This is a genomic window from Variovorax soli NBRC 106424, from assembly GCF_001591385.1.
Classification (GTDB): domain Bacteria; phylum Pseudomonadota; class Gammaproteobacteria; order Burkholderiales; family Burkholderiaceae_C; genus Variovorax; species Variovorax soli.
In genome coordinates, this window is the sequence record NZ_BCUU01000124.1 from 1 (window position 1) to 12,690 (window position 12,690).

At 59.6% G+C, this 12,690-nt stretch carries 7 protein-coding genes and 1 pseudogene; 1 reads left to right on the forward strand and 7 read right to left on the reverse strand.

All coding sequences use genetic code 11. The features are described from left to right. Nucleotides 1-209 precede the first annotated feature (209 nt). The 3 genes from VSO01S_RS28070 to VSO01S_RS23615 all read right to left on the reverse strand — a co-directional run bounded on the left by VSO01S_RS28070 (nt 210) and on the right by VSO01S_RS23615 (nt 3,243). Complete coding sequence (locus VSO01S_RS28070) at nt 210-398, reverse strand: hypothetical protein (protein ID WP_245684305.1); 189 nt, start codon at nt 396-398, stop codon at nt 210-212. Nucleotides 399-485: 87 nt separating this feature from the next. Next, nucleotides 486-617 carry a hypothetical protein gene (locus VSO01S_RS28195; RefSeq protein WP_281179863.1) on the reverse strand — a complete coding sequence of 44 codons (132 nt, stop codon included), beginning with the start codon at nt 615-617 and terminating at the stop codon, nt 486-488. Nucleotides 618-753: 136 nt separating this feature from the next. After that, nucleotides 754-3,243, reverse strand: a complete 2,490-nt coding sequence (locus tag VSO01S_RS23615) for an ATP-binding protein (protein ID WP_084242075.1) — start codon at nt 3,241-3,243, stop codon at nt 754-756. Nucleotides 3,244-4,398: 1,155 nt separating this feature from the next. Between VSO01S_RS23615 and VSO01S_RS27345 the strand changes: the two genes are divergently transcribed. Beyond that, nucleotides 4,399-4,902 carry a hypothetical protein gene (locus VSO01S_RS27345; protein ID WP_153305398.1) on the forward strand — a complete coding sequence of 168 codons (504 nt, stop codon included), beginning with the start codon at nt 4,399-4,401 and terminating at the stop codon, nt 4,900-4,902. A 241-nt stretch (nt 4,903-5,143) separates the two neighbouring features. Here the strand turns inward: VSO01S_RS27345 and VSO01S_RS23620 are convergent. The 4 genes and pseudogenes from VSO01S_RS23620 to VSO01S_RS23635 all read right to left on the reverse strand — a co-directional run. Next, a pseudogene (locus tag VSO01S_RS23620) lies at nt 5,144-5,475 on the reverse strand (hypothetical protein); the annotation flags it as partial. A gap of 87 nt (nt 5,476-5,562) precedes the next feature. Next, nucleotides 5,563-8,373, reverse strand: coding sequence for an ATP-binding protein (locus VSO01S_RS23625; protein ID WP_068645232.1), 2,811 nt, complete (start codon nt 8,371-8,373; stop codon nt 5,563-5,565). A 448-nt stretch (nt 8,374-8,821) separates the two neighbouring features. Continuing rightward, nucleotides 8,822-10,069, reverse strand: coding sequence for an HlyD family type I secretion periplasmic adaptor subunit (locus VSO01S_RS23630; RefSeq protein WP_068645233.1), 1,248 nt, complete (start codon nt 10,067-10,069; stop codon nt 8,822-8,824). Between the two features lie 69 nt (nt 10,070-10,138). Beyond that, nucleotides 10,139-12,400, reverse strand: coding sequence for a type I secretion system permease/ATPase (locus VSO01S_RS23635; protein WP_068645234.1), 2,262 nt, complete (start codon nt 12,398-12,400; stop codon nt 10,139-10,141). Nucleotides 12,401-12,690: the final 290 nt, after the last annotated feature.

Consider the following 12,690-nt stretch of genomic DNA (forward strand, 5'->3'; position numbering starts at 1 on the left):
AAGCTGAAGCGTGGTAACTCCAGTTTCCCAGACCCTTCCGGATGAACACCGATCTATTGAAACACTACATCTAGCGCCCGTTCGATCCATGGGAGAGCGTCGCCTCGTTAAGGCGCCGTGGCCAGACGCAATCGATCACTCCAACAGAACGGTCCGAATGCATGAGTAAACAAAGTAGCACTTGGCCCTTTCGAAATGGATGTCGTGGCTCAGTACTGATCGCCTGGTGGCACCCTGGGGCTGCATACCTCGGCCAGGTGCGCGTTGACCTGCTTGAGGATGTCCTCGGCCAGATCGTACTCATCCAGCGTGTGCCGGAAGTACAGGATCGTCGTCTCGTCGGGGATCGGCTCGCTCGAATTGCGCAGCGAAGCGATCTCATACAGTGCTTCCTTCATTGCCGGGTCGCTCAATGCGAATCAGTTCTGCATCAGGTGCACGCGCAGCATCGAGTCCAGCAGGGAGGGCCTGCGGCGACGCCCCGCCTAGAACGGCTCGAGACCTTCAGCATCGCCTTCCATGGCACCACCAGTTCCATTCTCTTCGAGGAAGACCGCTCGCCGCGTCTTCTTCCTCTTGCCGGCGTACTCCGCGTCCGAGAAGCTCAGTTGCCTCATCGTGGCGTCTCGTCTACCGGTTCAACGTCCGACGGCATAATTGGTGGACTTGTTCCGACCTTCCCTAGGCGGCAACAGGCATACATCCCATCCGAGCGTGACCTCAATGCTGGAAGCGCTTGAACTGGTCTCGGCGTCAAGCGAGGAGGCGCGGGAAAAAACTTGGACTACCAGGAGAAGTCGGGCCACTCGGCGCAGCTGCGACGCGTTCCTGCGCCGACCTGCTGACACTGGTTAAAACCTCGTGCAGAGCTCGGAGCGACAGTGGCTTGGTCAGAACCCGTTGCATTCCTGCGGCCTCACAGCGTATTCGCTCCTCCATCGTGGCATGAGCAGTTACCGCCATGATAGGAAGCTGAGGCCATCTCTTATGTGCGACCGCCGCCAACTCGTAGCCGTCCATGCCAGGCATGCACAGGTCAGTCAAAAGCAAGTCCCACTCACCGGCGGCAAGGGCATCCAATCCTTCCTGGCCACACCCGACGACTTTGGCGATGCAGCCCAGCGTCTCTAGCTGCTCGACGAACAATTGCTGATTGACCAGATTGTCTTCCACGACGAGGACGCGCAGCGGATGCGATACCATCGGCGCACGGTCGGAAGCTTCTTGCCTCGTGACCGTCTTGGCACCCCCCGCTCCATCACTCAAAGCAAGGTGCAGGGCCTTCTTCAAACCTTTGAGTGAGTAGCAGGAAACACTGATGACGTGTTCTATCGGCTCCGGACGCACAGGACCGTGGCTACTGCAGTCGATCACATTTGCTGCATCACCGATAAGTCGCCCCAAATCGGAGTGTGACCAATTAGCCTGCTCAGCAAAAAGAATGACTACTCGCGCGCGCTTCAATTGCTCCTCGGCGAGCTGAGCCGGGCTGCTGCAAGTCTGAACATCCAGCCCCCATGCGCGCAGATGCGGCACCGCAAAGTCATTCCATTCGGCGGCTGGAGATAGGACGACTACCGACTCGCCAGAAAACGCACGTCGGGATTGCTGAGCACCATGTCCGCCAGCAAGAGGCAGCCGCACAGTAAAGACGCTGCCCACGTTCGGCGTGCTGGAAGCTGTGATCCTGCCGCGCATCTTGCCAACCAACTGCTGCGCCAAGAACAAACCCAACCCAGAGCCGCCAAAGCGCCGGCTTATTGACGGATCAGCTTGCGTGAACGCGCAGAAAAGCTTGCAAAGCTGTTCAGACGTCATGCCGATCCCTGAGTCCTCAATACTCAATACGATGAACGTATCCCGTGGCGCAGTCCTCTCAATCCCTAGGCGCAATGTGACCTTTCCGTTCAAGGTGAACTTCATCGCGTTGCTCAGCAGATTGTTGATGACCTGGGCCAGTCTTGCTGGGTCACCTCGCATCCACTGCGAGCTCGCTGTGTCGAATACACCGTAAAGACGCAGATTTTTGGCCCGTGCGACCGGAGCAAAGATCATCAAGGATCTTTCAGCAACTTCAACTACGTCGAAGTCAATCTGTTCCAGTGACATCTGTCCAGCTTCGATCTTGGAAACATCGAGGATGTCATTGACGATGGTCAGCAACCCGTCGGATGCTTTTCTGACCGTTCTGAGTCTGTCTTTCTGCGCTGCGTTGAGCGGCGAAAGTGCGAAGAGCTCCAGGTTGCCGAGTATCGCGTTGAGTGGCGTACGAATCTCATGACTCATCCCCGCGAGGAACCGGGACATTGCCAGTTCACTCGCTCGAGCAGTACTCTCGGCGGCTTTCGCCCGGCGAACAAGCCATGTCAGCACCCCGAAACACGCAATGACTGCCAGAATTAGAGGCAATCTGTAGCGAACCAAGGAACCGAATGACGGCCGTCCAAAGTCGGCTTGCTGAAGCCACGTATCGTTGATTGCATCGGTTTCCTCGGCAGTTAGATTGGCCAATGACTTCCTAATGATCGAATCCAACATGGGAAGACTCGCCCGGACCGCCATCCGAGTGCTGAACTGAAGGTCACTGAAAGCGCCGGAGACACTGAGTCGACCCGCAAAAGATCGCCGCACCATTGGAAGCAGAACTGCATCAGGACCAATCGCTGCGTATGCCCGCCCGTCCGCCACGGCTTCCAGAATGTCAATCGGCTCGTCAACCAACAAAGGTTCGATGTCGATACCGGCCTGCGCGAGAAAATTCGAATAGAACCCGCTCTTGCGCATGGCGACAACCCGTCCGGTCAACTCTTTGAGTTCAAGGACGACCGGCTCGTTTGCACGTGTAACGATGATGGATGACGTCACGAAGTATGGGGCGCTAAACACGAGCTCACGTGAAACCTCCGGCGCGACGTTGTGTGGGGAGGCATTTGGAAAGAGGTCGGCCTCGCCATCGAGAAAAGCGCGCTGAGAACCCGACCAATCCCTTGCTTTCACCAGTTCGAACTTCAGGCCTGACTGCCGGGCGACGGCCCGCAAGTATCCGGCCCCTAGCCCTTGGTATCTATCGTTCTCCACATACTCGATTGGAGCAACATTCGGGTCAACGACGAAACGGACCACTGGATGCTGCTCTATCCAGCGCAACTCTTCTGGTGAATACGCCGGCTTTGGACGAGCCGACACAACGCTAACCAGACAAGTCAGGATAAAGACAGCAAGATAGGAGCGAGCGGATACCATGGCAAAGCGCAGTCTTGGTCGTCGTATGGAGCGTCACCCAATCGATTGACGGGTCCGCTTCCTCGGCCAGGAAAGCGAGCCCACCACTTGTCACCTTTCTGCCCTGAGCGCCTTCGTTGACACGGCGCCTGCCCACGGCATCGAGAGCGTTCCGCATGGCAGACGCGTCTCGCGTGGTCTAGTGCGTTCGAGTTCTACGAATCAGGACTCAGGCAATAGAAGCCATCGTGATTGCATACCGCTACGCAGTGCGTCTGCTGTAGGTACTCAGGTCTGTTGAGCCCTGTTGAGCGGCAAATCTCGCACCTCGCGGCAACTTCAAATGGCAAGCCACCCCCTTGGGGTCGACTGAAAGTATTGGGCCATCCTGCGCGGCCAGTCGCCATGGGACGAGTCTCAAAATTTGGTCGCATCTCGCCAGCAGAAATCCCCTCGCTTGATGCGCCTAAGTGCCTTTGATCTCCTAGGAATCCTTCGACGAAGTCGCGTTGCGATCGCCAGGAACCAAGGCTCCGCACCCAATCCAAGGCTCTCAGAAGACTGGTCCAAATCTAGACCTGAAATATGCACCCCACAGGGCCGCGACTGCTGCAGATGGTCGGTCATGAATCGCCTGCATGGTCCGCCCGAGAAGAGCAACATTCGCGTGGTGAAGTCTTGGAAGGCTGCCGACGGCAAGTGGTCGCGAACGCTCACGCGTTTGCCCGGGCGCTGGCGTAGAGCGTGGCCTGCCACCAGTTGGTGATCCTGGTACAGGAACACCGTCTTGGGCTCTGGGCGTCGTGCAAGCGCCCTGACTTGCCAGTGACAATCTTCCGATTTCCAAAGTCCGTCCGTATTCGAAGCCCGGCATTTCCAGACGTGTCTCATATCCATTTTGTTCACGGCCAGGCCCAATACGTAAGCCCCGAACGACGGGCCATCTCGGATCTAAAGCGAACGAGAAAGAGCAGCGAGCGTCCCGAGATACGGCGACTCAGCTGACCTGTCCCACAAGGCAACGTGTGCGATCACGGCGTTGGTCATGGACTTCCTAAGCCATCGCTCAGGCGTGTTTCGATCCGAGCTATGACTTGTCGCCCCCGATTGCGAGTGTGCACTGGACCAGCGGTCCATCGTGCGCTCCTTACCTACACCGTGCACCTCAAGTTCACCATGACCGAAATCAACACAACTAGCGATGGCCGTCCGGCGTTCGGCAAAGTAGCGAAGCAACCTGGCTCTGAATGGCGAAATGGCGATAGGCCGACGATCGCTTTGTTGCCCGCATTTAGGGCTATCGCCCGGCGCGCCGCCGCGTTCTTCAGTTTGAATGCTGCCAGCAACGTGGCAATGGGTCGCGTCCAGAAGGAATACGTGTCATCTGCCCCCAGTCCGCTTACCGAACTCCAAGCTCGATTGGTGCTCTCACTGGCCAAGCTTCAGACACGAGACAAGCGTAGCGCGGCGAGATTGGTGGGCGTGTTCACGCCATCGCGGTTCACCACCGCCCAAGCCGCCTCCGTCATGCGAATGTTGGAGCTCGCGCCAGCGGACTTTTGCGTGGCCCTGGCAGATTTCATGCACCCGTGTGCGCTGCGCGACCGCCTTCGCGCCGGCGATAGTTCAATCTACAGCTGTGAGACTGACCCGCCGCCCCAAGCGTCGAACGCTGCTTGAGGCTGTGCCGCTGGACGACCCCGCGGCGTGAAGCTGCTCGCCTGCGACGCTCAGCTCAGGCAGCTTGTCGCTAAGCTGCCTTCGGGGCTTCGCAATGATCGTCGTCTTGCTGCATGGACACGCTATCGCGGTCCATGACAGGTCTTCTGCCGGCGTCGTCGATAGCATCCAACATTCCAAGCAGAACAGATCGGGTCCGACGACGGAAACGAGTCGCCAAGAATCAGCATGCCGCCGCCATTGACTTCGCGGGAAGTCCCTGTAGCGCCTTCATCCCGAAGTGCCACTCATTGCCCTTCTTGATCTGATGCATCTCGGGATCGCGATGATCGTGGCATCCACGACGCTGCCCCGCTTGAGCAACAAGCCTTTGCGTGCACGGTGCGCGTTGACCTGCTTGAGGATGTCCTCGGCCAGGTCGTACGCCTCCAGCGTGTGCCGGAAGTTCAGGATCGTCGTCTCGTCGGGGATCGGCTCGTGCACCACCAGTTCCATCTCTTCGAGGAAGACCTCTCGCCGCGTCTTCTTCCTCTTGCCGGCGTACTCCGCGTCCGAGAAGCTCAGTTGCCCCATCGTGGCGTCTCGTTTACTGGGTTCAACGTCCGTCGGCATAATTGGTAGACTTGTTCCGACCTTCCCTCTAGGCTCCACTTTAGCCAACTACCCTTGGGAGGTCGGGGCAGTCTGCTTGTTGTTCGACAAGGCAGCTAAGCCGGCTTCGAGTTCGTCGAGCAATCCTGCAGTTTCAGCAGACTCGCTGCGCCGCAGCTGCTCTCCAATCGAGACACACGACTGAGCCAGCGTCTTGTGTCCAAATATATTGAGCGCGCCGCAAAGTGAGTGCAGCTCCGCACGAAGCCCGACCGAATCTCCGGCTTGTCGGGTGCGCTGAATCGTGGCCAGCGACGTGACGCAGGACTCCGCAAAGATGGCGCGCAGCTCGGGGGATACAGGCTTACCGCCCAGAAGATCCAACCCTTCGCCATGTTCCGGCTCCGATTGGCTCGGCGCCTTGCGTGCGTATGGCGTCAATGCAGCTGAAAGCGCCTCCAGTGAAAGTGGTTTGGTTAGCACTCGACGGATGCCGGCAGCCTCGCATTTGCGGTGCTCCTCTACAGTCGCGTGCGCCGTGATCGCCAGAATTGGCAAAGTCGGCCATCTCGGCTGCACGGCTGCCACCAAGTCAAATCCACTCATGCCGGGCATGTTGAGATCCGTAAGCAGAATGTCCCACTCCTCGTCGGTCAAGGCATCAAGCGCAGCTACGCCACCGTCGACGACGTGAGCGTCACAACCTAGCAAGCGCAGCTGGTCTCTCAAGAGCTGTTGATTCACTACATTGTCTTCAACCGCGAGAACACGAAGTGTGTCCAGTTGAGGCCGCGGAGTACTGGACGCGGACACCCTTTCACCATCAGATCGTTGCCGTGTAGGCGTGGAATGTGCTACTTGGGAATACACGGCCTCAGAAACCGCAATTAGTATTCCGCTTAAAGAATAGCAAGACACAGCCAGAACATGTCCGTCGCGCACGGGGTGGGCTGGACCACCAAATTGGCAGTCGATTACGCATCGTGCCGCTTCGGGCAGCCCCTTGTTGCCTCCTACGTCCCACAACTCGTGGTCAGGAAAGACCATGAGTGCGCTGGCACGTCCAAGGTTGGCGTCTTCAAGCTGCTCTCGCGAATGGTAGTTCTCGATGCGCAATCCCAAACCGGTCAGATGCGGCGTGACAAATCGGTGCCATTCCTCCTTGGGCGCCACAACGACGACCAGCTCGCCGTCAAACCGCGTGCGCCCGCTGGAGGTATTGAGAGGCCCGTCGTCGATAGGCAGGGTGACAGAGAAGCGGCTACCGACGCCCAGTTCGCTGGTTGCCGCAATCGACCCTCCCATGGCCTCGGCAATGAGCTTGGAGAGCATCAGGCCCAAACCTGTTCCTCCAAAACGCCGATTGATTGAACTGTCCGCCTGTGAGAATGCCTCGAACAGCGAGCGCTGTTGTGCTGGTGACATGCCGATGCCGGTATCTTCGACAGCGACGTCTATGTGCGGACTGGGTGTCACTTGAACCGCAAGCCTTAGTGTCACCTTCCCGGCCGTGGTGAACTTGATAGCGTTGCTCAGGAGGTTATTGACGATCTGCGCGAAGCGCACGGGATCGCCATGAAGTTGCACAGAGGCCGCTCCAAAGTCGCCATAGAGCTCAATATTCTTCCCATGTGCGTTGGGCGCATGGATGATCAGGCAGCGTTCAAGGACATCAACGGAATCAAATGCAATGTGTTCGAGGCTCAACTGTCCGGCTTCGATCTTCGACAAATCTAGGACGTCACCGATGATTGCAAGCAAGCCATCGGATGACGCACGCACTGTCTTCAGGCGGCTGGTCTGCAGCGGGTCAAGTGCAGAATGAGCAAGCAGCTCGAGGTTGCCCAAGATCGCATTCAGCGGCGTGCGGATCTCGTGGCTCATTGCAGCCAGAAATCGAGTTTTGGCCAGTTCGCTCGCCTGTGCTGCCCGTTCACTAGCCTGCGCCTCTCGCCTGGCAACATGGGCGCGATAGGCAAACCAACCCAGCAAGAGAATGCCGCTCGTCAAAAGCGCCAGATCGCTCAGGCGATACCTGGCAATCGAGGTCCATGTCGGCTCTCCAAAGTCTGCCTGCTCAAACCACGAGTCATTTATCACGTCGGTCTCGCGTGCCGACATCGCGTTTAGCGACTTTGTGATGATTGAGTTTAGTAGAGGCAGATCGGAGCGCGAGCCCATGTGGATCTCGAACGGCAGCTCGCTGTACACGCCCGAGATGCTCAGCTGTCCCGGATATCGTCGCCGAATCATTGGAAGAACGGCGACGTCTGGACCGATTCCTAGATCGGCGCTTCCATCCGCGAGCGCCTCCAACGCCTCGCCGGGTGTTTTGAAGAGCAGAAGCTTTATGTCGGGGTGGCGCGCCGCCATCTGATGCGCGTAGATGCTGTCCCTACGCATCGCGACAGTCTTTCCATCGAGTTTCTTCGCGGCCAAGACGACGGGTTCATTTGCGCGCGCAACGATGATCGTGGTTGCGCCAAAGTAGGACTCCGTAATGAACAACTTACTTTCGACTTGCGGAGATATCCTTAGTCTTGAAACGTTGGGAAAGAGCTCGGCCTTACCGTCTAGAAAGGCCTGTTGAGCTTCGCTCCAGTCTGCGGTTGGAACTAGCCGAAACTCAAGTTTGGATATTCGTGCGACATGTTTCAGGTACTCGGCCGGCAAGCCCTTGTACTCGCCATTTTCGATGTATTCGAACGGATGCGCGTGGGCGTCGACCACATAGGTGACGACAGGGTGGCTTCTAATCCAGTCGAGCTCCTCGGCCGTAAAGCCGGGATCTACGCGAGCGTTCGAGAACTCCGCGCAAAGAGATAGTGCAATCGCGAACGAGAAGGAGCGAGTCAAAAAGCACAAGCGAACCCACCTCATGGTTGCCGCCTTTCCTTGAAACGAGCTTAGATGCAATTGACTCTACCTGGGCTGCTGCCGGTTTCAAAGTGGGCTGCTGAATCGCCTACATGGTCCGCCCGAGAAGAGCAACATTCGCGTGGTGAAGTCTTGGAAGGTTTGCGACCTTACATTCGGGCTGGTGTTGCAGTGGTCCTGCTGCCCATGATGGCTGTACGCGGTCAGGGTTCCTATCTCCGGGTTGTACTCACGGGAGATCGCTGTGAATGGCTTCACCTCAGGTTCAAGAATCGAAAACGGGACTACACGATGACGTTCAGTGCATGTGAGACGAATCGGGCGGGGCAAATGCCACCTTGCGGGAAGTGCCTCAAGTCCCTTGATTGCCTCTCATACTCGTTGCTGCAGATTCGCAACCGGGTTGCCAAACTCGGCGTTGATGCTGTTCTGCATAGCGCACTCCCACTGATCAACGCTCCCTGAATGCCTCCTTGGCCTTGAAGATGGGCTTGAGCAGGTAGTCCAGGATGGTCTTCTCGCCGGTGCGGATGTCCACTGTGGCGACCATGCCCGGGATGATGGGCAGGGACTTGCCTGCGGCGTTCAAGGCGCTGGACTCGGTCAACACCAGCACGCGGTAGTAGGTGGTCTCGGCGCGACCGGCGGCCTCCTTGGGATCGTCCTTGAGGGTGTCGGGGCTGATGTGCTGCACGGTGCCTTTGAGGCCGCCGTAGATGCCGTAGTCGTAGGCGCTCAGTTTGACCGTGGCCGGCAAGTTGGGGTGCAAGAAGGCCACGTCCGAGGGCCGGATCTTGGCCTCGACCAGCAGCTGGTCTTCCAGCGGAACGATCTCCATGATGTGCTCGCCCGGCTGGATCACCCCGCCGATGGTGTTCACGCGAACGTTCTTGACGGTGCCGCGCACGGGCGCGGTGAGGGTGGTGCGCTGCAGAACGTCTGCGCGGCCGACGACGGTTTCATTGGTTTGCGCCAGCTCCAGCTCCAGCTTGGTGATCTCGGAGTTTGCGTCCGCCTGGTATTTATTGCGCCGCTCCACGATCTGGGACCTGAGCTCGTTGGCCTGGCGGCGCATCTTCAACAGCTCCACCTCGGAGATCAGGCCCTTGGCCGACAGAGGCTGCGCCATCGCAATCTCCTTGGCCGAGAGCTGGTAGCTGCGCTCCAGGGCAGCCACGGCATCGTTGAGTGCCTGACGACGCGCGTTGTAGGCCAGCGTCTCTTGCTTGACCTGCTCCGGATAGGCCTTCACATCGTCTGGGAACTCCAAGCGCTGGCCGTAGGCCTCAGCGCGCAGGCGCGCCAAGGTGGCCTTCAAGCCAATGGCCTTGGAGTTGGCCTCGCGGTAGCTGGTCTGCGCGCGGGTGGGGTCGATCTTGGCAAGCACCTGGCCCTTCTCGACGATGTCTCCCTCGCGCACACTCAGCTCCTCCAAAATGCCGCCCTCCAGGCTCTGGATGATTTGCTCGCGGCTCTTGGAGATGATGGTTGCCTCGCCATGCGTGATCTCCTCCACGCGCGCGAAGCTGGCCCAGCTCAGCCCGCAGATGATGACCAAGGCGATGAGATACAGAACGAGCTTGGAGCCCGGGGTGCGCTGGATCAAGAGCGCCTCGCGCACATCGTTCATGAAGGCCGCATCGGCCGGCATGAGCTTGGGCTCGATGCCTCGCAATTTGTGGATGAGTTTGGTGAACATGCTGGCCTCAAATGGATAGAAGATGGGGTGGGCGTGTGGGAGGAGGGAAGCGGCCGGCCTTATGTGGCCTTATGCGGCCAGCGGCATCGCATCGGCGGTGGGCGCCGCGGGCTTGGCAGGCACCGCGCTCAGGGGCGCGGGCGACTTGGCGGCCAATTTGGCCATGACCTGATCCTTGGGGCCATCGGCGACGACTTTGCCCTCCTCGATCACGACAATGCGCTGCACCAGCGCGAGCAAGGACGGCCGATGGGTGACCACCACGATCGACTGGTCTTGCGTGGCGCGTGCCAGGTGCTCCAGAAATGTCTTTTCGGTTTGGGAGTCCATGGCGCTGGTGGGCTCGTCCAGCAGCAGCAGCTGAGGCCTGGCCAGCAAGCTGCGTGCGAGTGACACGAGTTGACGCTGCCCGCCCGACAGACCCTCGCCGGCCTCGCCAATGGGCAGGTTGATGCCCTGGGGATGGCGGCGAGCCACTTCGTCCAGCCCCGTCAGCTGCAAGACGCGCAGGAACTCTTCGGCGCTGGCCTCGGGGCGCGCAATCATCACGTTCTGGCGCAGCGTGCCGTAGAACAGCCTGGCATCCTGGCCGACATAGGCCACACTGGAGCGCCAGTCGGCCGGATCCACCTGCTCGACATCCAGCCCGTCGCAGAACATCTGGCCCCCGGTGGGCTGGTACAGCCTGGCCATGATGCGCAGCAAGGTCGATTTGCCACTGCCGATGCGCCCCAGGATCGCCACGCGCTCGCCGGGGGCAATGCGCAGGTTCACGCCCTTGAGAATCTCCGGGCTGGGCTGCATGGGCAGCGCTGGGTAGGAGAACTTGATGTCCTTGAGCGTGAGCTGGCCATTGAGCGGCGGCTTGGGCAGGTACTCGCGCTTGGGGTCGCGATCAACGGGCTTGTCCATGAGCTCGTTGAGCGACACCAAAGCCGCCTTGGCCTGCTGAAAGCGCAGCGCCAGGCCCATCACCTGGGACAGGGGCGCCGTCACGCGGCCTGCGAGCATGACAGAGGCGATGAGCGCACCCAGCGTAATAGCACCCGAGTCGATGAGATAGACGCCCAGCACCACGATCATCACCGTCTGCATTTGTTGTAAGAAGGCCACCAGGTTGGTTGCCTTGCTGGAGAGCTGGCGAGACTTCAGCGAGGTGGCCGCGGCCAGCGCGCTGTAGGTGTCCCAGCGCCGCTGCATGTGGCCTTCGCCGCCCAGCGCCTTGATGGTCTCCAGCCCTTCGACCGACTCGATCAGCACGCCCTGCTTCAACGACGCCTCGCGTAAGTTCTCCTTCATCACCCGCGCCAGAGGCCACTGCACGATCACGCTGATGGCGATGATCAGAGGAATCATCAAAAGAGGAATCCAGCCGAGCGCGCCGCCCACCATGAAGATGACGGCCACAAACAGCACCACAAAGGGAAGATCGGAGATTGCCGAAAGGGTGGCCGAAGTGGCGAAGTCGCGCACTGATTCGAACTCGCGCAGCTGGTTGGCAAAGGAGCCCGAGGAAGCGGGCTTGCGCTCCATCCGGATGGCCAGCGCTTGTCGAAACAAGAGGGTGCCCATCACCAAGTCTGCCTTCTTGCCCGCCACGTCCAGCAGATGACCGCGAACGTATCGTGAGATGGCCTCAAACAGCATCGCCACACCCACGCCAATGGCCAGCGACCACAGCGTCACGTAGGCCTGATTGGGCACCACGCGGTCATAGACGTTCATCGTAAAGAAGATGCTCGCCAGGGTCAGCACGTTGACCAACAGGGCTGCAAGCGCTGCGCTGTAGTAGTAGCTGCGGTAGCGCCACAACGTCTTGAACAGCCAGTGGCCCGCCGGCTGGGGCGACACTTCGCCGGCGCGAGCGTCCACCTTGGCGCGCGGCTTGACCAAGATGGCGTAGCCCGAATAGATCGCTTGCAGCTCCGGCTGGGTGTACTCCACCGCCTCGCTGCCCACCTCGGGCGCAATGAGCTGGTAGATCACCTGCTCGTGGCCCTTGTCGTCCACGCCCTGGCGTCGCGCCAGCACGATGGAGCTGCCAAAGCCCTTGTGCAAAAGGATCATGGGCATGACGTGCTCGGGCAAGGCCTCCAGCTTGCGCTGCACCAGCCCGACGCTCAGGCCTGCCTGGGTGAGCGCCTCCAAGGCCAGCGAGGGCGCCAACTTGCCGCCCTTGGGCAGCCCCGCAGTGAGCGCCTGGGCGGTGCGCGCGAATCCATAGCGCTCGCACATCCACAGCGCGCACTCCACCAGGCTGTCGTGACTCGTGAGGCGCCAATCGGCGTGCGTGTGTGACTGAAGTTCTGGCAGGGGGCTGTGGGTTGTCATGGCGTTCCTGGGGGCTGCAAAGAGGAGCAAATTCCCCGTTGCAGAAACCTTTGATTGCTGCGCTGCAACGAGTGCAGAAAGTATCTTGGAAGGAGTCCCCAGTGAATACCTGGGCCAGTCTCAATGCGGGTCAAACTGTCATAGGACGCGTCCCATTGGACGGATGCAAGGAGGGCGGGGAAGAGGGAGAAGAGGAGGGGCTCAGGCGAAGGCTAGTCCGGGTGGGTAGCCACCACGTGTCTCGGTATGGATGGCCTTGATGTGCACCAGCAGCGCATCGTCGCTCAGGG